We start from the raw sequence: 20,201 nt of genomic DNA on the forward strand, positions 1-20,201 counted from the left end.
GACCCGGTGGCCGACCAGCGTGGTCGGCACCAGGTCGGCCGCCAGCACGAACGCCGCGACCTTGGGCATCCGGCCGGCCGCGAGCAGCAGGCCGGCGCCGAGCTTCAGGCACGCGTCGACCCGAACCAGGGTCGTCGCGTCCGTGGGCACCCACTCCGGCAGCACCTTGCGGTAGCGCTCGATCATCGGCTCCGCGTGTTTGGCCAGCGGGGCCGGGTCCTTCAGGGTCTCCCATGCGCTCGTCATGAACACCGCCGACAGCATGGGCCGGGCCAGCACTTTCAGCATCGTCGGTCTCCTTGTCGGGTCACCGGTGGGAGTACCCGCCGGCGACCCGACAAACCCGTCTCAGCGCAGGCCGCACTTCCGTGCGCAGTTGGTCCAGGGCTGCCAGCCGCGCTGCCGCCACAGCGCCAAGGCCTTGGCGTCCTGCGTGGCCGCGGCGGCGCGGTGCGGGTAGCCGGTGCCGCCGAGGCCCTGCCACGTGCGGAGGGTGAACTGGTAGGCGCCGTACTCACCGTTGCCGGTGTTCAGGTCGTAGCGGTTGCCGGACTCGCAGCGGCGCAGCTTCAGCCACTCGCTCGTGCTGGGGTCGGCCGACGCCGGCGACGCGGCGAGCAGCAACAGCCCGCACACCGCCGCCGCCAGCACAGCCATCCTGGAACTTCGTCCTGGTGCCATGGGCCGGACGTAAGCAGACCCCCGTGGCGGCCACCACCGGTCTTCACGGCGGTCACAGAATGTGATCACTCGGTCCAGCTACCGCCGCAACGCCCGCGGCCAACGCCCACCGAAGATCGTCTTGCGGTCCGACCGCATTTCCGGGATCCCTTGCCGCACTATCAGAACAGCCGCGCGGCCGCCGGATGGGCGCGGGCCGCCGCCGCGGCCAACTTCACCCGAACGGCAACGGCACCCGTTGCTTATATAAGCCCGTGCTGATACTTTGCCAGCCATGTTCGACGTGAAGCAGCAGATCAACGCCGTGAGCCGCCGGGTCGGCAGCCGGACGCTGGAGGCGGGCGAGGCCCGCACCGTCACCGTCAGCCAGACGTACGACACCGACCTCGACGACCTGTGGGAGGCCGTGACCACGGCCGAGCGCATCGCCCGCTGGTTCCTGCCCGTCACCGGCGAGCTCAAGCTCGGCGGGCACTACCAGCTCCAGGGCAACGCCGGCGGCACCGTCACCGCGTGCGACGCGCCCCGGGCCTTCGACGCCACGTGGGAGATGGGCGACCAGGTCAGCTGGATCGAGGTGCGCCTGAGCGCCGTCGACGGCGGCACGCTGTTCGAGCTGCACCACATCGCCGTCGTCGGCGAGCACTGGGACACCTACGGCCCCGGCGCGGTCGGCATCGGCTGGGACGGCGCGGTGCTCGGCCTGGCCATGTACCTGGCCACCGGGGCCGGTATGACGCCCGAGGCCGCCGCGGAGTGGATGACCTCCCCCGAGGCCAAGGAGTTCTACACGGCCAGCGGCCGGCAGTGGATCGAGGCCGACATCGCGTCCGGCGCCGACCCGGCCAAGGCGACGGAGGTCGGCGAGCGCACCATCGGCTTCTACACCGGTGCGCCCTGACGATTTCCGTGGCGAAAAACAATTCCGCCGAACGCGAACGTTTAATGGCCCGCGACACGCCGCTTGACCGGAGTCGGCGGCCGTTGTCGCAGGTCAGGGGCGGGTAGCGGGCTCCTTGTACTGCTGTGGGCGAACACGGTCGCACCGGCCGACTCCGCCGCGATCCGCTCGGCTAGAGTGACGGTCAGAAATCAGGAAGTCCTGGCTTTCAAGAAGAGGCGGACAGAAGTGGAACACCACGCCAACGCGGACCTCGTGGCGCGCGCCGCGTCCGGGATGAACCTCACCGACTCGGTCTACGAGCGCCTGCTGCGCGACCGGATCATCGTGCTCGGCTCTGAGGTCGACGACGACGTGGCGAACCGGATCGTCGCTCAGCTGCTGCTGCTGACCGCGGAGAACCCCGAAGAGGACATCAAGCTCTACATCAACTCCCCCGGCGGCTCCGTGACCGCGGGCTTCGCGATCTACGACACCATGCAGTTCGTGCAGCCCGACGTGCAGACCTACGCCATGGGCCTGGCCGCGTCGATGGGGCAGTTCCTGCTCTCCTCCGGCGCCCCCGGCAAGCGCTATGCGCTGCCCTACGCCCGGATCATGATGCACCAGCCCTCGGGCGGCGTCGGCGGCACCGCCTCGGACATCAAGATCCGCGCCGAGGTCTACGCCCTGTGGAAGAAGGAGCTGGCCGAGATCACCGCGCGCCAGACCGGCCAGCCCGTCGAGGCCATCATCCGCGACGGCGACCGCGACCGCTGGTTCACCGCCAAGGACGCGCTGACCTACGGCTTCATCGACCACGTCATCGAGCGGTCCGCCGACCAGATCTGATGTGAGGTTGTGCGGAAAGGGGCCTTCCCTCCGGGGAAGGCCCTTTTCCTATAGGCGCTTGTACCACCACGGGTCGCCGCGGGCCGCGAACGGGTTGTTGGCGGTGTTGGCCAGGTACGTCTCGTCCAGCGGGCGGACCAGGTCGAACAGCTCACGGGCCGCGCGCCGGGGCAGGCCGCGCAGCGCCGACTCCAGCGTCTCGCGCACCTCGAACGGGAATTCCCAGGACCGGTCGCGGTAGTAGCGGTCATGCGGGTCGCGAACGGCGTCGGTCCACACCTTCAAGGCCCAGGCGATCTGGCCGGGATGCTGCTCCCAGCGGCGAACGGCGCCGGCCAACCGGGCGGAAGCGCGCGGCAGCCCGCGCGCCCGGGGTGTCGGTCTGCGGGGGATGTGGACCGCCCGCAGCGCATGGGGGCGCCTACGCGGCATGACCCTTTCGGAAGATCGTCATGTCCACCACTCTACGACCTCATGCGCCGCAACCACTCCGGGACATCGGGGTGGACGGACGGGTCGGGCACGGTCTTGGCCACGTACAGGGCGTCGAGCGGGGCCACCATCTCCCGCAGCTCACGGGCCGGCCGAGGCGGCAGCGACCGCAGGGCGGCATCGAGGGTCCGCCGGGCCTCGATCGGGCTCTCGTCGCAATGATCGCAGCCGGTGAGCACCAGCTGTCCCCGGACTTCGAGTCGCCAGACGCGCAGGGCACCGGCGACGGAGTCGAGGCCGTTGCGCTCCAGAACGGCCAAAGCGCTCACCAGGCGGGCGGAGCCACGGGGTAGCCCGGGCTCCTGCTTGGCATCGCTGCGGCGAACCCGCAGCTCATGGGGCCGTCTACGCGGCATGGTCCCTTCGGACGATCATGCCGGCCGACTCTACCGGCGCAGCAGCGACGGATCGATGTCTTTTGGCGGCTCGCCGGCGCCGAGGTCGGCGGGGTCGTAACCGGTGGGGTAGCCGGGATACGTCCGGTTGCCGGGGTCGTTGGCGAGCTTGGAATGCCGGCGGGGCGGCAGTTCCCGCACCACGGCTGACCGCAACCGGACGCCGGCCTCGGACAGGCGGGTGAGCCAAGGCGGGGCGGGCGCGAAACCGAAGGCGTCCAACAGGGGGCGGTCCATGAGGGAGCGCAGGGCGGGGCGGATCGCCGGGCGCAAGGCTGCGGGGTACCAGGAGCAGAACAGCTCCAGGGTGTAGCGACCGACGGCGGCATTGGTGTCGGTGTAGACGAAGTTCGTCCGCTCGTAGTCCACATTGAACTGCTCGAACTCCGCGTAGCTGCTAGGAATCGAGCGGATGCCCATGCGGGTCCCGACGGCGCGGTAGAAGTGGAACCCGGCCAGGCGCTCGTGGTCGGACAGGCGCCGCCAGCCGAAGCGGTCGAGCCAGCGGACGGGCTCGAACACGAAGGTGGACAACACGTACAGCATGTCCTCGTTGCTGATCCGGAACCGGCCGTGGGCCCGGTTGACCGACCGCAGGGCGGCCTTGCCGCGCGGCGAGTCGTAGCCGTGCTCCATCATCTCGGCCATGAGCAGCGCGGTGTCGTCGTACCGGCGCTGGGGCCGCAGCTCGAACTCGCGGGTGGCGGCCAGCAGCGTGGAGATGGACGGCACGGAGTAGGTGCGGAACAGGGCGAACTCCAGCGACCGCTGGAAGTCCCACGGGAACTCGAAGCCCGCCGACAGCCGGTAGATCTCCTGGTGGTCACGCTCGGGATCCAGCGACAGGATGCGCCTGAGGTTGTCCCAGCGGCCCACGAGTCAGCCCAGCCACTCGCGCAGGGTGCGCACGTCGCCGATCGGATCGGGCCCGACGGGGTTGACGTTGAGCATGGTCACGCCGGCCTCCCGGTACGCATCGACCCGCTCCTTGACGTGCCCGGCCGGCCCGATCAGGGAGCTGAGCTCCAGGAACTCGGCCGGCACCGCGGCGGCGGCCTCGTCCTTGCGGCCGGCGAGGTACAGGTCCTGAATGGTGCGCGCCTCGGCCTCGTAGCCGTACCGCCGCATGAGGTCGTTGTAGAAGTTGCGGTCCCGTGCGCCCATGCCGCCGACGTACAGGGCGATCGTCGGCCGGGCCAGTTCCCGCAGCGGGGCCACGTCGTCGCCGATGGCCAGCAGGCCGCCGGCGACCACGTCCAGCGGCGTGGTCAGGGTCCGCTTGTCCTGGCCGGCCGCCAATGCCTTGCCCCACACCGAAGAAGCCTTCTCCGGCAGGAACAGGGTGGGCAGCCAGCCGTCAGCGATCTCGGCGGTGAGCTCCACGTTCTTGTCGCCCAGCGACGCCAGGTACACGGGGATCGAGTCCCGCAGGGGCTTGGTGAGGATCTTCAGCGGCTTGCCGAGGCCGGTGCCGCCGGGCAGCGGCAGCGGGTAGAGGCCGTCGTTGGTGATCACCTCGCGACGCCAGATGCGCCGGCACAGGTCGACGACCTCACGGGTGCGACCGAGCGGCTTGTCGTAGCGGACGCCGTGCCAGCCCTCGATCACCTGCGGCCCGGACGCGCCGAGGCCGAGCAGCGCCCGACCGCCGGACACGGCGTCGAGACCGGCGGCGGTCTGGGCGATCAGGGCCGGTGTGCGGGAGTAGATCGGCAGGATCGCGGAGCCGATGAGCAGCCGCTCGGTGCGCGCGGCCAGGTAGCCCATGAGGGTCGGCGAGTCGAAGCCGTACGCCTCGGCCACCCACACCGCGTCGAGGCCGGCCCGCTCCAGGGCGACCACCTGCTCCATGAGCTGGATCGCGTCGCCGGCGTACTGAAGGGGCACGCTGAGCCGCATGTCCGACCTCCTCGTAGGATCGCACATATAATATATCTTATGGCCAGGCCCCTGCTGTCGCGCCCGCAGCTGTCCGACGAGGTCGCCGCGCATCTCCGCGAGGCGATCATGTCCGGCACGCTGCGACCCGGGCAGTTCGTGCGTCTCGACGCGGTCGCCGCCGAGCTGGGCGTGAGCGTCACCCCGGTCCGCGAGGCGCTGCTGGCCCTGCGCGGCGAGGACATGGTGGAGCTGGAGCCCCGCCGCGGCTTCGTGGTCAGCCCGCTGTCGCGCCAGGACGTCAAGGACATGTTCGACCTCCAGGCCGATCTCGCCGCCCGGCTGGTCGGCCGGGCCGCCACGCTGATCAGCGACCAGCAGCTCGACCACGTGCAGCAGATCGCCGACGAGCTGGCCCGGGCCGAGGGCCACCACGAGCTGTCCACCCTGGAGTACGAGTTCCACCTGCTGATCAACAAGGCCGCCGGCTCCCGGAAACTGGCCCGGTTCCTGGACATGGCCAGCCGCTACACGCCGGCCCGGGTCTACACCGGGGACCCGGAGTGGCGGGTGCAGGTGGTCGCCGACCACACCGCCATCGTCGCCGCGCTGCGGGCACGGGACGCCAACGCCGCCCGCGAGGCCGTGTTCCGGCACGTCAAGGACGGCGAGTGGCGGCTGCTGCGGCACCTCGACGCGGTCGGCATGTGGACCTCACCGACCGGGTGACAGTGGGACCGGTCCGGCCGAGCCGTCCTCGGCGCCGGCCGCGTTCCACATGCTGGGAGCTGGGACTTTTCCAGCACCACCAGGCGTTGTTCCAGCAGGTGGGAGAGGTACGCGGGGACAGCTGTGCGGGTTTCTGCCTGTGCCCGGGGCGGCTCCGGTAATCTTTCTTGAGGTCGAGAGGCGCTGCAACGGGCTCGGGCCCGCCACGCTCGGCCGAGTCACCGTGAACAAGGGCGCCTCCCACAACAGGGAGGCCAGCTGTGGGCGCAGACGCGCTGAAGGAACTGCTCGGACAGCGGATCGTCGTGCTCGACGGCGCCTGGGGCACCATGTTCCAGAACGCGGGACTGGGTCCCGAGGACTACATCGCCGGTCGGTTCGCGGACCACAGCAAGGACGTCACCGGCGACCCGGACCTGCTCAACCTGACCCGCCCGGAAGTGGTGCTGGACGTGCACCGCCAGTACCTGGCCGCGGGCGCGGACATCACCACCACCAACACGTTCACCGCGACCAGCATCGGCCAGGCCGACTACGACCTGCAGCACCTGGTCCGCGACATGAACGTCGAGGCCGCCGGCCTGGCCCGGCAGGCCGCCGACGAGTTCGGCGGCCGTTTCGTGGCCGGCTCGATCGGCCCGCTCAACGTCACCCTGTCGCTGTCCCCACGCGTCGAGGACCCGGCCTACCGCGCGGTCACCTTCAACCAGGTGCGCGACTCGTACGCCGAGCAGATCTCCGCGCTGGCCGAGGGCGGCGTCGACCTGCTGCTCATCGAGACCATCTTCGACACCCTCAACTGCAAGGCCGCCATCGCCGCCGCGCAGGAGGTGGCCCCGCACCTGCCGCTGTGGATCTCGGTGACCATCGTCGACCTGTCCGGCCGCACGCTGTCCGGGCAGACCGTCGAGGCGTTCTGGCGCTCCGTCGAGCACGCCAAGCCGCTGGTCGTGGGCGTGAACTGCTCGCTGGGCGCGACCGAGATGCGCCCGCACATCGTCGACCTGGCCCGGCTGGCCGACACGCACGTGGCCGCCCACCCCAACGCCGGCCTGCCCAACGCCTTCGGCGGCTACGACGAGACGCCGGCCGAGACCAGCGCGCTGGTCGGCGAGTTCGCCGAGTCCGGCCTGCTCAACATCGCCGGCGGCTGCTGCGGCACCACGCCCGCGCACATCGCCGCGATCGCCGAGAAGGTCAAGGGCCTCAAGCCCCGCACGCTGGCGACCGTCGAGCCGGCCACCCGGTTCAGCGGCCTGGAGCCGTTCGCGATCGGCGCCGACACCGGCTTCGTGATGATCGGCGAGCGGACCAACGTCACCGGCTCGGCCAAGTTCCGCCGGCTCATCGAGTCCGACAACCACCAGGCCGCCGTGGACGTGGCCCTGGAGCAGGTGCGCGGCGGCGCCAACCTGCTGGACGTCAACATGGACGCCGACCTGCTGGACAGCGAGCAGGCGATGACCACGTTCCTGAACCTGATCGCCACCGAGCCCGAGGTGGCCAAGATCCCGATCATGATCGACAGCTCGCGGTGGAGCGTGCTGGAGGCCGGCCTGCGCTGCGTGCAGGGCAAGGGCGTGGTCAACTCGATCTCGCTGAAGGAGGGCGAGGAGCCGTTCCTGGCCCAGGCCCGCAGGATCCGCGAGTACGGCGCGGGCGTGGTCGTGATGGCCTTCGACGAGCAGGGCCAGGCCGACACCACCCAGCGCAAGGTCGACATCTGCGGCCGGGCCTACGACCTGCTCACGCAGAAGGTGGGGTTCCCGGCCGAGGACATCATCTTCGACCCCAACGTGCTGGCCGTGGCCACCGGCATCAGCGAGCACAACGGTTACGCCAAGGCCTTCATCGACGCGCTGCCGCTGATCAAGCAGCGCTGTCCCGGCGCGCGCACCTCCGGCGGCATCTCCAACCTGTCGTTCTCCTTCCGTGGCAACGACGTCGTGCGTGAGGCCATGCACTCGGCGTTCCTGTACTACGCGGTGACCGCCGGCCTGGACATGGGCATCGTCAACGCCGGCCAGCTGGCCGTGTACCAGGACATCCCGGCCGACCTGCTGGAGCTGGTCGAGGACGTGATCTTCGACCGGCGCGAGGACGCCACCGACCGGCTCGTCACGTTCGCCGAGACGGTCAACGGCAAGGGCACCAAGCGGGTCGTCGACCTGTCCTGGCGCGAGGCCCCGGTGCGGGAGCGCCTGTCACACGCGCTCGTGCACGGCATCGTGGACTTCATCGAGGAGGACACCGAGGAGGCCCGCCAGCAGGCCAAGCGGCCACTGGAGGTCATCGAGGGTCCGCTGATGGACGGCATGAAGATCGTCGGCGACCTGTTCGGCTCCGGCAAGATGTTCCTGCCGCAGGTGGTCAAGAGCGCACGGGTGATGAAGCGCGCGGTGGCCTACCTGGAGCCGTTCATGGAGGAGGAGAAGGAGCAGCTGCGGCTGGCCGGCGTGGTCGAGGCCTCGCGCGGCAACGGCAAGGTCGTGCTGGCCACGGTCAAGGGCGACGTGCACGACATCGGCAAGAACATCGTCGGCGTGGTGCTGGGCTGCAACAGCTACGACGTGATCGACCTCGGCGTGATGGTGCCGGCCGCGAAGATCCTGGACACCGCCGTGGCCGAGGGCGCGGACGCGATCGGCCTGTCCGGCCTGATCACGCCGTCGCTGGACGAGATGGTGTCGGTGGCCGCGGAGATGCAGCGGCGCGGGCTCAAGCTGCCGCTGTTGATCGGCGGCGCGACCACCTCCCGCCAGCACACCGCCGTCCGTATCGCGCCGGCCTACGAGTCGACGACCGTGCACGTGCTGGACGCGTCCCGGGTCGTCGGCGTCGTCTCCGACCTGATGGACCCGGAGCGGGCCGAAGTGTTGGCGGAGAAAAACTCCGTCGAGCAGGAGCGGCTGCGCGTGCAGCACGCCAACCGTCAGCATCAGCCGCTGCTCACGCTGGAGCAGGCCAAGGCCAACCGCGAGGTCGTGTCCTTCGACGACCTGCCGACGCCGCCGTTCACCGGCACCCGGCGGGTCAGCCCGGACCTGACCGCGCTGCGGGAGATGGTCGACTGGACGTTCCTGTTCCTGGCCTGGGAGGTCAAGGGCAAGTACCCGGCGATCCTGGAGAACCCGGTGGCGCGGGAGCTGTTCGACGACGCCAACACGCTGCTGGACCAGATCATCGCCGACGGCTCGCTGCGGGCCGAGGGCGTGTACGGCTTCTGGCCGGCGCGCTCCGACGGCGACGACATCTTCCTCGACGGCGCGCCCGACTTCCCGATGCTGCGCCAGCAGACCAAGAAGCCCGACGGCCGCCCCAACCGCTCGCTGGCCGACTACATCGCGCCGGCCGGCGACCACCTCGGCGGCTTCGCCGTGGCGATCCTCGGCGCCGAGGAGCTGGCCGGCAAGTACGAGGCCGCCAACGACGACTACCGGGCCATCATGGTCAAGGCCCTGGCCGACCGTCTGGCCGAGGCCTTCGCCGAGTACATCCACCTCCAGGCCCGGCGCGACTGGTTCGAGCCGGACGCCCAGCCCGAGCTGGCCGACCTGCACGCCGAGCGCTTCCGTGGCATCCGGCCGGCGCTGGGCTACCCGGCCAGCCCCGACCACAGCGAGAAGGCCGGCCTGTTCGACATGCTCGGCGCAGGCGAGTTCGGCATGGCGCTGACCGAGTCCTACGCCATGACCCCGGCCGCCAGCGTCAGCGGCATCATCTTCGCCCACCCCGAGGCCAAGTACTTCACCGTCGGCCGCCTCGGCCGGGACCAGATCGAGGACTACGCCCGCCGCCGCAACATGCCCGTCGCCGAGGTCGAGCGCTGGCTCCGCCCCAACCTCGCCTACGACCCCGAGTAACTCCTCCTGGCATGCAGGGAAGGACGCCTTACCCTCGTTCAACGAGGGTAAGGCGTCCTTCCCTGCATAACGGGGTTCTCAGGGGTGTTCGGCGTCCAGCTGGGCCAACTGCTCCTCGACGGCGGAGAGCTCCGGGGACTCCAGGGCCGTCAGGATGGGCAGGGCCCGGCGGTACGACTCGCGGGCGTCGTCGACGAGGCCGGCCCGCCACTCGGCCAAGGCCTTGCCGCGCAGGGCGTTGGCGATGCCGAAGCGGTCGTTGATGGCCTGCCGGGCCTGCACGGCCTGGTCGTAGTAGTCGATGGCCGAGGTGTAGTCGCCGGCGGCGAGGTGGATCTCGCCGAGCAGGTTGAGCCCCGATCCGATGCCGTGCTTGTAGTCGACGCCGTGCCAGGCGGCGAGGGTCATCCGCCCGTACTCCAACGCCTTCTCGTGGTCCCCCATGGCGTTGTAGGCCGAGGCGGTGCCCTGAAGGGCCCAGGCCCGGCCCCAGATGTTGCCGGTCTCCTCGTACGCCTCGGCCGCCGTGCGCAGGGCGGCCATCGCCTCGGGGAAGCGGCGCATGGCGACGTAGGTGTGGCCGAGGGAGTTGTAGGTGATGCCCACCAACCACTTCTCGTCGGTCTGCGGGAACAGCTCGATGGCCCGCAGGTAGTGGTCGACGGCCACGTCGTAGCGCTTGAGGTCGTTGGCGACGATGCCGAGGGAGGAGTGGGCGGAGGCCTCGCCGTTGACGTTGCCGTCGAGGACGGCGTGCTCCAGCGAGATGTGGAGCATCTCGTTCCACAGCTCCCAGCGCTTGTTGTAGACGTACCAGAAGCTGGACATGGTCTGCGGCAGCCGCCACGCGACGGCGTGCTCGCCGATCTCCACGGCCCGCCGGATGGCCTCGACGAGATTGGTCTCCTCGGCCATGAACCAGGCCTTGGCGTGGTCGGGGTCGGGCTGGGTGGGGAAGCTCCAGTGCTCCGGCGGGTCGATGATGTTGTGCACGGGCTTGAACGTCAGCATGACGCGGTCGGCCTGGTTGGCGGCGTGCATGTACCACCGCACGCCCCGCCGCGCGGCGGCGTCGCGCTCGGCCTCGGACTCGTCGCTGGTGGCCCGCTCCAGCGCGTAGACCCGCAGCAGGTCGTGGAACTGGTAGCGGCCGTCGGCCCGCAGCTCCAGCAGGTGTGCCCGGGACCAGTCGTCCAGCTGGGCCCCGCGCCTCGTCCTCGGTCACGTCGGCGAGCGCGCCGGCGGCATGCCGGCTGACGTCGGGGCCCGGCGTGCAGGCCGAGCAGCCCGAACATGCGCTTGGCGGCCGGGGTCAGGGCGTCGAACGACCAGGAGAACACGGCCCGCACGCTGGAGGCGGCGTCGTCGCCGGTGTCCAGGGCGTCGAGCCGGAAGTGGGCGTCCCGCAGCTCGTCGACGAACTGCGCGAGCGGCAGGTTCGGGCTGCACCAGGCCCGCGCGCCGACGATGCTCAGCGCCAGCGGCAGCCCCGCGCACAGGGCCAGCAGCTCGTCGAAGGCCTCGCGCTCGTCGGAGACCCGCTCCGGGCTGAGGTAGCTGGACAGCAGCGCCGACGAGTCGACCTCGTCGAACAGGCCGAGCGTGACCTGCCGGCCGTCACCGGTGGCGACCAGCCCGTCCAGCCGGTTTCGGCTGGTCACCAGCACCACGCAGCTCTGGTTGGCCGGCAGCAGCGGCGTGACCTGGTCGGTCGACACGGCGTTGTCCAGCACCATCAGCATGCGACGGCCGGCGACCACGGCCCGCAGCATCGCGCTGCGCTCCTGGGTGCCCTGCGGAATCTTCTCCGACGGCACACGGAAAGCCGACAGCAAGGTGTACAGGGCGTCATGAGGCTGGACCGGTTTGTCCGTAACGTCGAATCCGCGCAGGTTCAAATAGACCTGTCCGTCGGGAAACAGGTCACGGACCATATGCGACCAATGCACGGCCAACGAGGTCTTGCCGATTCCGGCGGTGCCCTCGATGGTCGTGATGACGACCGTGCTGCCGCCGCCGACGGCCCCGGCCACCGGCAGCAGGGCATCCAGCCGGCGCAGCTCGTCGCCCCGGCCGGTGAAACGCCGGGTGTCGTGCGGCAGCTGCGACGGCACGACCCGCGGCAGCACCTCCTCGACCGGCTTGCCGGCGTCGATCAGCGTCTCGTACGCGCGGCGCAGCGCCGGCCCGGGCTGCACGCCCAGCCGGTCGTCCAGCAGTCGGGCGCCGTCCTGGTAGATCGACTTGGCCTCGCCGACCCGGCCCTGCTGGTGCAGGGCGGTGATCAGCAGCGTCCGCGTCGACTCGCGCAGCGGGTGGTCGACCAGCACGTCCTTGAGCGCGGCGACGACCTGGGCCGGCCGGCGCAGGGTCAGCAGCAGATCGGCCCGCTCCTCCAGGACGTCCAGGCGCAGCTCGGCCAGCCGCTGCCGCTCGATGTCCGCGAACGGGCCGCCGATGCCGCCCAGCGGGGTGCCGGCCCACAGGGCCAGGGCCTGCTCGAACTCGGCCAGCGCCGCCTCGGCGTCGCCGTCGGCCACCAGCCGCCGCGCGGTCTGCCGGTACCGGGTGAAGCGCTCCGCGTCGACACCTTCCGGCCCGAGCCGCAGGCTGTAGCCGGAACCGGCGCTGACCAGCACCTGGAACGACTTGCGGGCCGGCTCCAGGGCGCGGCGCAGGCCGGCGACGTAGGTGTGCACGCTGCCGACGGCGCTGGCCGGCGGCTCGGTGCCCCAGATGGCGTCGATCAGCTCCGAGCGGGAGATCACCTGGTTGGCGTTGGTGGCCAGCACCGCGAGCAGCGCCTGCTGGCGCGGCGGGCCGACCGCCACCTCGGCGTCGTCCAGCCACGCGCGGACCGGTCCGAGCAGGCCGATGCGCAGGCGCCCCAGATCGGGTCGGGCGGTCTCCTCGGTGATCGTCAACGCCAAAACTCCGTGCGTGAGAGCGGTACCGGCGATCCTCACGCTATACCCGAACGGGTGAGTGAACAGCATTAACCACTCGCGGGCGGTCATCGTGTTGTCACCGTCGGTCGGCGGCCATCCGCCGTTCACCTTTCCCTATTCGAGGCCGTAATTCCGGTCTATTCATTTCACGTATACGAACTTCAGTCGGCACTGACGTCATCGTGGAACAAGAAGACGGGCCCGTCCTGTTCACCGATGTGAACTCGGAAATGGCCCATTGACGTGCGCAGACGCTCCTTCTAGCTTTCCTTGTTCGGATTCCTGCTTGAGGAGGCAGCTCGATGATCCGTGGCGTGACAGCCGTGTTGTTCGCGGCCATGCTGACCGCCTTCGCCGCCCCGGCGGCACTGGCGAACGAGGCACACCACGACTCCTGGCACGTGGTCGACAAGACCACCGTGGCCGCGGCCGTCGGCGGCGAAGGCGTCGCGACGGTCAGACTGCCGGGGCAGCCCGTGCAGGTGTACTACACCGCCGGCAACACCATCCCGGCCAACCTGAAGGCCGAGGGCTGGGGCCACATCGGCGACTCCGACTCGCTGCACGGCTACGTCTTCGACCCCTACCAGCAGACCACCGCCACCATCACGCAGAAGATGATGCTGGTGACCACGCCGACCGGCGAGAAGTACGAGTACGCGCACACCCTGGGCGCGGACGAGGTGGTGGCCAACTCCAACGCGTACACCGCCGTCACGCCGGACGGGCAGTGGCTGGTGTCCAGCGAGCTGGCCCAGATCGACCGGCTGCTGGTGTGGCCGGCGCCGGTGCTGAACAAGGCGCTGCCGGCCGGCGGCGGCACCCTGCCGCTGGCGGCCAAGGTGCTGCTGGACAAGCCGGTCCGCAACCTCCAGGGTTGTGACTTCGTCACCTCGACCCGGCTGATCTGCGCGTCCGACGACTCCAACAACGACCTCTACCCCACCAGCAAGCCGCTGCTGCAGATCGATCTCCAGCACGAGCTGCGGGGCAAGGACGTCAAGGCGCACGTCACCTCGCTCGGGCAGCTGCCGCTGGCCAGCACCTGCGTCGGCGCGTACACCGCCGAGGGCGTCGACTACGACGCCGCCACCGGCAACCTGCGGGTCGAGGTGCTGCCGCCGGCGCCCTGCAACACCGACATCACCGTGTACACCTATCGCCGCTGAATCGCCTGCACCGTGACCGCTGCGCCGGGCTCGACCGCCTCGAAGTGGTCGGCCCCGGGTAGCACCACCAGCTCGGCGCCGCTTTTTGCCTGGTACCGCTGGGAAAGCTCCAGCGGCACGTGAGTGTCGGCGTCGCCATGGATCAGGGTCACGGGCACGGGCGGCGGCATTCGGTTCATCGGGTCCGCCTCTGCCAGATGACCGATGTCGCCGCCCAGCAGTTCAGTCACGGCGTTGTTGCTCAACCCCAGCTCGTGGGCCCGGGCGAGGTCGCACAGGCCTCCGACGGCCACCACCCTGGTCACGCCCGGACGGTCGGCCGCCAGCAGCGCGAGGTGCCCGCCGGCCGAGTGGCCGACGAGCACGATCCGCTTGCCGGGGAACAGTTCCACGACCTTGTCCACGCCGGCGGCGACGTCCTGGAGGATCACCGGCCACTCGCCGCCGTTGCCGATCCGCCGGTACTCCAGCGAGGCCACCGCTATGCCCTGGGCCAGCAGGTACTCGGCGAACGGCGCCATGTACGAACGGCCATAGGCCACTCGCCAGTAGCCGCCGTGCACGAGCACCGCGACCGTGTCGGAGTCGCTGTTGTCCCAGACATCGACGAGGTTGTCGGCGTGATCGCCGTAGCTGACGGTCCTCATGCGAGGATCTCACCGAGGATTTCCGCCGCCCGCAAGGCATCGACGAAGCGGGTGTACAGCGGCGTGAAGCCGAAGCGGAGCAGGTCCGGCGGGCGGTGGTCGCCCACCACTCCCCGGGCGATCAGCTCCCCCATCACCCGCTCGGCGTCCACACAGGACAGTGAGACCTGGCTGCCGCGGATCTCCGGCGTGACGCTGCGCGCCGCCGGGGCCAGCTCGGCCACGCAGTCCTCGAAGAACCCGGTCAGGGCCAGGCTCTTCTGCCGCAGCTGGTGCAGGTCGACGCCGTCCCAGACGTCCAGCGCGGCGTCGAGGGTCAGCAGGGACACGATCTCCGGCGTGCCGGCCCGGGCCTTGGCGATGCCTTCCGCCGCAACGTACTCCGAGTCCATGGCGAACGGTTCACGGTGCGAGCACCAGCCGCCGAGCGGTTGATCCAGCTGGGGCAACAGATCCGGCCGGACGGCGAAGAAGGCCGGCGCGCCGGGACCGCCGTTGAGGTACTTGTACGTGCAGCCGACGGCGAAATCCACGTTGCTTGTCTTCAGGTCGACCGGCAAGGCGCCGGCGCTGTGCGACAGGTCCCAGATCACGCGGGCGCCGGCGTTGTGCACGGCTGCCGTGAGGGCACCCATGTCGTGCAGGCGGCCCGAGCGGTAGTCCACGTGATTGAGCAGCACCACGGCCGTGTTGCCGCTCAGCGCCGTGGGCACTTCGGCCGGGTGGACGGCGCGGACCGTGGCGCCGGCCAGCCGTGCGGCCGAGGCCGCGATATAGCCGTCGGTGGGAAAAGTCGTTGCGTCGACGAGGATCTCGGCGCGGCCGGGCGTCATGCGCAGGGCGGAGATCACCGCCCGGAACACGTTGACGCTGGTCGAATCGCCGACCACCACGTGGCCCGGCGCCGCGCCGACCAGCGGGGCGATGCGGTCGCCGATGCGCTCCGGGGCCTCCCACCAGCCGCCCTCGGTCCACGATCGGATGCGCATCCGGCCCCACTGCCGGGTCAGGACGTCCGCGACCTTGGCCGGCACGTGCCGGGGCAGCGCGCCCAGCGAGTTGCCGTCCAGGTAGACCACGCCGTCGTCGAGGTCGAACAGGTCCCGTCGGCCGGCCAACGGGTCGTCGGCGTCCAGTTTCGCCGCCCGCTCCGTGAGGTCAGACATGGCTGCGCGCCGTCCAGAGCTCGGGGAACACGACCTTGTTGGCCCGCTTCTCCAGCCAGGCCACGCCGGCCGAGCCGCCGGTGCCCGGCTTGGCCCCCATCGCGCGGCGGGTCGCCAGCAGGTGATCGGTGCGCCAGTGGCCCACGAGCTCGGCCACGTCCGTCAGTGCCTCTCCCAGTGTCACCAGATCATCATGGCGCGGATCCTGGTAGATCTCAGCCCACGCCGCCTCGACGCCCGGATGCTCCTGGTATTTCTGCGAGACGTCCCGGTCCAGAACCTCCTGCGGGATGGCGAATCCCCGACGGTGCAGGTAGCTCAGCACCTCGTCGTACAGGCTCGGCTCGTGCAGCGCCTTCTCCAGCTCGCGGTGCACCTGCGGCACCGCCTTGTGCGGCTGGAGCAGGCTGGCGCTCTTGTCGCCCAGCACGAACTCCAGCTGGCGGAACATCGCCGACTGGAAGCCCGAGCCCTCGCCCAGGGCCGAGCGGTAGGAGTTGAACTGGCCCGGTGTCAGCGAGGCGATCGGCTGCCAGGAGGCGTTGAGCGCCTTCAGCTGCGGCTGGCTGCGCCGCAGCGCCGCCAGCGCGTCGCCCAGCCGGTCCTGGCGCAGCGCGTCGCGGGCCGTGCGCCACTCGTGCACGAGCAGGGTGAACCACAGCTCCATGACCTGGGTGGTGATCAGGAACGCCATCTCGGCCGGGTCGTCCGACCAGGGCTGCTGCAGGGACGTGAGCGTCGAGGCGTGCACGTACCGGTCGTACGGGCTCGGCTCGGCGAACTCCAGCTTCGGCTCGGTCTTCACGCCTCCATCGTCGCTCGATCGGGTGACCCGTGGAATGGGCGTCGCTTCGATTTGACGGCTGTTTCATTGTCGATCATAAAGTCGTGAGCGTTTGCGGTTTACACTCGTGAGATGGAGCTGGACAACCTGGACTGGGGCCTGCTCAACGAGCTCCAGGCCGACGCCCGGACCTCGTTCAACGAGCTGGCCCGGCGGCTCGGCGCCTCCTCCCCCACCATCGCCCAGCGGGTGCGGCGGCTGGAGGAGGCCGGCGTGATCACCGGCTACCGCGCCACCGTCGACGTCTCCGCCGTCGGCCTCGGCGTGCAGGCCCTGGTCTCCATGCGCTGCTACGGGCCGCGGTGCATCACCCTGCAACCCGAGCGCGTCGCCGACTTCGCCGAGATCCTCTCCATCGTGCGTCTCACCGGCGACGTCTGCTCCGTCGTGCACATCGCCGCCACCGACGTGCGGCAGCTGACCGCCGTGCTGGAACGGCTGTGGGGCTACGGTGAGACCTCCAGCGCCATGATCCTCTCGTGGCCGGTGCCGTCGCGGCCGGTGACCCGGGCTGCGTTGGGTTCCTAGCTCAGGTGCCGCAGCCTGGGCCACAGCTGGGCCCAACTGCCGCGGGGTTGTTCGCAGCGGAAGATGGTGGCGTGGTTGAGGGTCTCCTCGTTCTGCGCGCCGTCGGGCAGCGTGATCTCGGCGATCGGCCGCACCACCCGCCAGCCCAGCTGGAGCTGAGCGGCCTTGAACTCGCCGACGCACAGCACCGTCGGCGAGGTTCCCGGCGGCGACCCCCAGTCGGCGTAGGAGTTGTGTCCACTGTAGACGTTGTCGAGGCCGCCGAGAATGGTCAGGGCGCCGGCCTCGCCGTAGTTGCTGGTGAGGATGGGCGTGCCCGGCGGCATGGCGGCCTCGGCCTTCTTGACCTGGTCCACGAACTCGGGCCAGCCGTAGGTGGCAAGCGGCTGGGGGTCGATGGCGTTCAGGTGGGTCTGCACTGACGGCGGCAGGATCGGCAGCGTCAGGAACACCGCCACCACACCGGAAAGCACGATGAAAGGCACCCACGCCTTGGACTTGAGCCTGGTCGCCCCGGCCGCGAACAGCGCCGCCAGCACCGGCGCCGTGTAGTAGGACTTGCCGCCCGCCAACGTGAACACGACCGCCACGACCACCACGAGGATCAGCAGCCAGCGGAAGTCCACTGTGGCCAGTCGGCGCGCGCCGAGCACCCAGATCGCCACCAGCGGCGGGCCGGCCTGGAGGATCGCCAGCAGCACCAACTGGATCAGCGACCCCAGCGTGCCGCCCGTCCGGTCCGACAGCACGGCGGCCATGCCGAACTGCGGCCAGCCGTGGGCGAACTGCCAGATGATGTTCGGCAACGCGATCAGCAACGCCGCTCCCGCCGCCAACCACGGTCCCCAGGTGCGGAGCGTGTCCCGGCGACACACCAGCAGCCCGACGCCGAGGCCGGCCAGGAGCACCGCCACCGTGTCCTTGTTCTCCAGGCCGATGCCGGCGATCACGCCCGGCCACAGCCAGCTCCGCACCGTGCCGATCCGCAGCGCCCGGGCCGTCGTCAGGAAAATCGCGATCCACACCACCTGGTCCAGCACCGTCGGGCCGAACAGCAGCGAGGCCCCCACGAATATCGGACTCGCCGCGATGCACGCGGCCGCCAGCGTCTGGGCCTTCCGGTCCCCGCCCAACTCCTGCGCCAGCATCGCCGTCAGCACGATGCACCCCACCTGCGCCAGGATCGCCAGCACCCGCAGCACCAGCAGGTTCCCGGCCAGCGCCGCCAACAGCGGCGCCAGCGGCGGCTGGTCGACGTAGCCGAAGGCCGGATGCTGCCCCGCCGTCACGAAGTAGAACTCGTCCCGATGCCACCCGTACCGCAACGCCACCGTCAGATGCACGACGGCGGCCACCGCCGCGACGATCAGCACCGGACGCCACGCCACTCTGCCCATGGCCGCCGATCTTCCCTCGCTCCGGCACAATCGACCACGGCTTTGCGAAAGGAGTCCCGTGTCCTACCCCTTCGACGTCGACGGCTACCGGCCGGAGTGGATCCGCGGTCGACAGAACGCCGCCGTCCACGGCGACCGCCTCCGCGCCCTCGCCGGCCGCCGGCTGCGCCGCGCCTGGCTCGCCTGGGGCGACGACTGGTGGGCCGACATCCCCGTGCTGCTGGACTTCGACGGCGAGCAGGTCGAGATCAGCCACCAGAAGTTCGACGACCTGTCGATCACGTGGAACACCATCGACCCGGTGCGCAACGCCACCTGGACCTACGGCGACCCCGACTCCGCCATCCACCTCGGCTGGCGACACGACGCCGTGCCCGAGCTCGCCGCGCTGCAAGGCCAGCTGCTCCTGTCCGCGGAGCTGTTCCGGTACTCCGGCCCCGACATGGCCGACGGCATGTGCGCCCCCAGCTTCCTGTTCGAGCACGAACGCCTGACCGTCAGCAACGCGCTCGACGAGAACGGCCTGGAGTTCGGCGACCCCGACCCCCGCTACGTCGCGCTGTAACTGCCAGCGCAGCACGAGCCGCCCCGAAACGCCACATGCGCTTCCCATTTGCGTCCAGGTGACACAGGGGAAGCGCATGTGGCGTGACGGGTGTGCTCGAAAGCGTATTTCAGTGTGCCGGACGGTGCTTAATTCTTGGGTGAACTCGCGGGGGTTCAGCTCTTGGTGGCTAGGGAGCGGAGGAAGAAGGCAACGTTGGCGGGGCGCTCGGCGAGGCGGCGCATGAAGTAGCCGTACCACTGGTCGCCGTAGGGGACGTAGACGCGCAGGGTCTTGCCGGCGGCGGCGATCTCGCGCTGGGCATCGGGGCGGACGCCGTAGAGCATCTGGTGCTCGTAGGTGTCGGGGGTGCGGCCGGCGGCCTCGGCGACGTCGGCGGCGATGGCGACCAGGCGGGGGTCGTGCGAGGCGATCATCGGGTAGCCGGAGCCGGCCATGAGGATCTTGAGGCAGCGCACGTAGGACAGGTCGACGTCGGCCTTGTCCTGGTAGGCAACGGTTTCCGGCTCCTTGTAGGCGCCCTTGCACAGGCGCACGCGGGAGCCGGCGCCGGAGAGGTCGCGGCAGTCCTGCTCGGTGCGGCGCAGGTAGGCCTGGAGCACGGCGCCGGTGGACGGGAAGTCGACCCGGAGGTCGCCGAGGATGCCGAGGGTGGAGTCCGTGGTGGTGTGGTCCTCCATGTCGAGGGTCACCGTGGTGCCGACGGCCGCGGCGGCCTCGCAGATGAGCCGGGCGTTGTCCAGGGCGATCTTCTCGCCGTCCTTGGGCAGCGACTGGCCGACGGCCGACAGCTTGACGGAGACCTCGGCCCCACCGGACAGGCCGGCGGAGCCCAGCTCCGCCAGGAGCCGCTCGTACGCGTGCACGGTGGCGGCGGCCTGGGCGGAGTCGGTGGTGTCCTCGCCGAGGTGGTCGAGCGTGACCTTGCGGCCGTCGGCGATGAGCGACGAGGTCACGTCGACGGCCTCACGGAGCGAGGAGCCGGCCACGAACCTGCGCACCACCGGCTTGGCCAGTGGGGTGCGCTCGACGGCCTGGCGGGCCAGCGGCGAACGGGCGGCGGCCAGCAACGCGGTGCGCAGCATGAGACTCCTCACTCTCTGTAACCCAGTTTTTTGTCACATGTGGCGCGCATGTGACCCCAGCGTTAGATTCTGTAGACCCGTG

Annotated in this window: 20 protein-coding genes and 1 riboswitch; of the genes, 7 read left to right on the forward strand and 13 right to left on the reverse strand. The window is 70.2% G+C overall.

What is annotated here, in order from left to right; genetic code table 11:
* A partial coding sequence (locus KUTG_RS07545) for a DoxX family membrane protein (protein ID WP_157495527.1) occupies positions 1-288 on the reverse strand: 288 nt, incomplete at its 3' end.
* Positions 289-348: 60 nt separating this feature from the next.
* Positions 349-657, reverse strand: coding sequence for a transglycosylase family protein (locus KUTG_RS07550; protein WP_052394171.1), 309 nt, complete (start codon positions 655-657; stop codon positions 349-351).
* A gap of 298 nt (positions 658-955) precedes the next feature.
* On the opposite strand from KUTG_RS07550, the gene KUTG_RS07555 reads away from it, so the two are divergent.
* Together KUTG_RS07555 and KUTG_RS07560 are read left to right on the forward strand one after the other, a co-directional pair.
* Positions 956-1,582 (forward strand): SRPBCC family protein, encoded by a 627-nt coding sequence (locus tag KUTG_RS07555; protein ID WP_043715926.1) that lies wholly within the window; start codon positions 956-958, stop codon positions 1,580-1,582.
* 228 nt (positions 1,583-1,810) lie between these two features.
* Positions 1,811-2,413, forward strand: a complete 603-nt coding sequence (locus tag KUTG_RS07560) for an ATP-dependent Clp protease proteolytic subunit (protein ID WP_084579015.1) — start codon at positions 1,811-1,813, stop codon at positions 2,411-2,413.
* A gap of 48 nt (positions 2,414-2,461) precedes the next feature.
* On the opposite strand, the gene KUTG_RS07565 is transcribed toward KUTG_RS07560, so the two are convergent.
* From KUTG_RS07565 to KUTG_RS07580, 4 genes are read right to left on the reverse strand one after another with little or no spacing between them, the layout of a single operon-like run.
* Positions 2,462-2,845, reverse strand: a complete 384-nt coding sequence (locus tag KUTG_RS07565; RefSeq protein WP_157494384.1) for a hypothetical protein — start codon at positions 2,843-2,845, stop codon at positions 2,462-2,464.
* Positions 2,846-2,877: 32 nt separating this feature from the next.
* Positions 2,878-3,261, reverse strand: a complete 384-nt coding sequence (locus tag KUTG_RS07570) for a hypothetical protein (protein WP_157494385.1) — start codon at positions 3,259-3,261, stop codon at positions 2,878-2,880.
* A gap of 30 nt (positions 3,262-3,291) precedes the next feature.
* Positions 3,292-4,176: an oxygenase MpaB family protein gene (locus KUTG_RS07575; RefSeq protein ID WP_043715933.1), complete on the reverse strand. Its 885-nt coding sequence runs from the start codon at positions 4,174-4,176 to the stop codon at positions 3,292-3,294.
* 3 nt (positions 4,177-4,179) lie between these two features.
* Positions 4,180-5,199, reverse strand: coding sequence for an LLM class F420-dependent oxidoreductase (locus tag KUTG_RS07580; RefSeq protein WP_043715935.1), 1,020 nt, complete (start codon positions 5,197-5,199; stop codon positions 4,180-4,182).
* A gap of 39 nt (positions 5,200-5,238) precedes the next feature.
* Between KUTG_RS07580 and KUTG_RS07585 the strand changes: the two genes are divergently transcribed.
* Entirely contained in the window at positions 5,239-5,907 is a 669-nt protein-coding gene (locus KUTG_RS07585; protein ID WP_043715937.1) for a GntR family transcriptional regulator, read from the forward strand.
* A 169-nt stretch (positions 5,908-6,076) separates the two neighbouring features.
* A riboswitch (S-adenosyl-L-homocysteine riboswitch) is annotated at positions 6,077-6,153 on the forward strand.
* Positions 6,154-6,167: 14 nt separating this feature from the next.
* On the forward strand, positions 6,168-9,770 hold the full coding sequence (metH, locus tag KUTG_RS07590) for a methionine synthase (RefSeq protein ID WP_043715939.1): 3,603 nt from the start codon (positions 6,168-6,170) through the stop codon (positions 9,768-9,770).
* 78 nt (positions 9,771-9,848) lie between these two features.
* On the opposite strand, the gene KUTG_RS07595 is transcribed toward metH, so the two are convergent.
* Positions 9,849-10,811, reverse strand: a complete 963-nt coding sequence (locus KUTG_RS07595; protein WP_043715940.1) for a tetratricopeptide repeat protein — start codon at positions 10,809-10,811, stop codon at positions 9,849-9,851.
* A complete protein-coding gene (locus KUTG_RS07600; protein WP_198047054.1) occupies positions 10,775-12,694 on the reverse strand; it encodes an AfsR/SARP family transcriptional regulator in 1,920 nt (639 codons plus the stop codon). Before KUTG_RS07600 ends, KUTG_RS07595 begins: the two co-directional genes overlap by 37 nt.
* 338 nt (positions 12,695-13,032) lie before the next feature.
* Between KUTG_RS07600 and KUTG_RS07605 the strand changes: the two genes are divergently transcribed.
* Complete coding sequence (locus tag KUTG_RS07605) at positions 13,033-13,887, forward strand: hypothetical protein (protein ID WP_157494387.1); 855 nt, start codon at positions 13,033-13,035, stop codon at positions 13,885-13,887.
* Here the strand turns inward: KUTG_RS07605 and KUTG_RS07610 are convergent.
* Genes KUTG_RS07610 through KUTG_RS07620 form a run of 3 tightly spaced genes read right to left on the reverse strand, consistent with a single transcriptional unit; the run spans position 13,875 to position 16,505 of the window.
* Positions 13,875-14,534 carry an alpha/beta hydrolase family protein gene (locus KUTG_RS07610; protein WP_052394172.1) on the reverse strand — a complete coding sequence of 220 codons (660 nt, stop codon included), beginning with the start codon at positions 14,532-14,534 and terminating at the stop codon, positions 13,875-13,877. The two genes, KUTG_RS07605 and KUTG_RS07610, sit on opposite strands and share 13 nt — an antisense overlap.
* A complete protein-coding gene (gene kynU / locus KUTG_RS07615) occupies positions 14,531-15,700 on the reverse strand; it encodes a kynureninase (protein ID WP_043715945.1) in 1,170 nt (389 codons plus the stop codon). The genes KUTG_RS07610 and kynU overlap by 4 nt, the downstream gene beginning before the upstream one ends.
* A complete protein-coding gene (locus KUTG_RS07620) occupies positions 15,693-16,505 on the reverse strand; it encodes a tryptophan 2,3-dioxygenase (RefSeq protein ID WP_043715947.1) in 813 nt (270 codons plus the stop codon). The genes kynU and KUTG_RS07620 overlap by 8 nt, the downstream gene beginning before the upstream one ends.
* Before the next feature lie 111 nt (positions 16,506-16,616).
* Here KUTG_RS07620 and KUTG_RS07625 point away from each other — a divergent pair, with 111 nt between their 5' ends.
* Complete coding sequence (locus KUTG_RS07625) at positions 16,617-17,072, forward strand: Lrp/AsnC family transcriptional regulator (RefSeq protein WP_198047055.1); 456 nt, start codon at positions 16,617-16,619, stop codon at positions 17,070-17,072.
* Here KUTG_RS07625 and KUTG_RS07630 read toward each other — a convergent pair.
* The gene (locus KUTG_RS07630; protein WP_043715949.1) at positions 17,069-18,469 is read right to left on the reverse strand and encodes a glycosyltransferase family 39 protein; all 1,401 of its coding nucleotides are present in this window, start codon (positions 18,467-18,469) and stop codon (positions 17,069-17,071) included. The two genes, KUTG_RS07625 and KUTG_RS07630, sit on opposite strands and share 4 nt — an antisense overlap.
* A 58-nt stretch (positions 18,470-18,527) precedes the next feature.
* Here KUTG_RS07630 and KUTG_RS07635 point away from each other — a divergent pair, with 58 nt between their 5' ends.
* Entirely contained in the window at positions 18,528-19,034 is a 507-nt protein-coding gene (locus tag KUTG_RS07635; RefSeq protein WP_043715951.1) for a hypothetical protein, read from the forward strand.
* 155 nt (positions 19,035-19,189) lie between these two features.
* On the opposite strand, the gene KUTG_RS07640 is transcribed toward KUTG_RS07635, so the two are convergent.
* Positions 19,190-20,119: a proline dehydrogenase family protein gene (locus KUTG_RS07640; RefSeq protein ID WP_043715953.1), complete on the reverse strand. Its 930-nt coding sequence runs from the start codon at positions 20,117-20,119 to the stop codon at positions 19,190-19,192.
* Positions 20,120-20,201: the final 82 nt, after the last annotated feature.

The organism is Kutzneria sp. 744 (assembly GCF_000568255.1).
In the GTDB taxonomy this organism is placed as follows: Bacteria; Actinomycetota; Actinomycetes; order Mycobacteriales; family Pseudonocardiaceae; genus Kutzneria.

Excerpts from the sequence above, each read along its gene's own strand:
- KUTG_RS07550 (WP_052394171.1), bottom strand. The coding sequence starts at position 657 with ATGGCTGTGCTGGCGGCGGCGGTGTGCGGGCTGTTGCTGCTCGCCGCG.
- KUTG_RS07555 (WP_043715926.1), top strand. The coding sequence starts at position 956 with ATGTTCGACGTGAAGCAGCAGATCAACGCCGTGAGCCGCCGGGTCGGC.
- KUTG_RS07565 (WP_157494384.1), bottom strand. The coding sequence starts at position 2,845 with ATGCCGCGTAGGCGCCCCCATGCGCTGCGGGCGGTCCACATCCCCCGC.
- KUTG_RS07570 (WP_157494385.1), bottom strand. The coding sequence starts at position 3,261 with ATGCCGCGTAGACGGCCCCATGAGCTGCGGGTTCGCCGCAGCGATGCC.
- KUTG_RS07580 (WP_043715935.1), bottom strand. The coding sequence starts at position 5,199 with ATGCGGCTCAGCGTGCCCCTTCAGTACGCCGGCGACGCGATCCAGCTC.
- KUTG_RS07585 (WP_043715937.1), top strand. The coding sequence starts at position 5,239 with ATGGCCAGGCCCCTGCTGTCGCGCCCGCAGCTGTCCGACGAGGTCGCC.
- KUTG_RS07595 (WP_043715940.1), bottom strand. The coding sequence starts at position 10,811 with ATGCACGCCGCCAACCAGGCCGACCGCGTCATGCTGACGTTCAAGCCC.
- KUTG_RS07610 (WP_052394172.1), bottom strand. The coding sequence starts at position 14,534 with ATGAGGACCGTCAGCTACGGCGATCACGCCGACAACCTCGTCGATGTC.
- kynU (WP_043715945.1), bottom strand. The coding sequence starts at position 15,700 with ATGTCTGACCTCACGGAGCGGGCGGCGAAACTGGACGCCGACGACCCG.
- KUTG_RS07625 (WP_198047055.1), top strand. The coding sequence starts at position 16,617 with ATGGAGCTGGACAACCTGGACTGGGGCCTGCTCAACGAGCTCCAGGCC.
- KUTG_RS07630 (WP_043715949.1), bottom strand. The coding sequence starts at position 18,469 with ATGGGCAGAGTGGCGTGGCGTCCGGTGCTGATCGTCGCGGCGGTGGCC.
- KUTG_RS07640 (WP_043715953.1), bottom strand. The coding sequence starts at position 20,119 with ATGCTGCGCACCGCGTTGCTGGCCGCCGCCCGTTCGCCGCTGGCCCGC.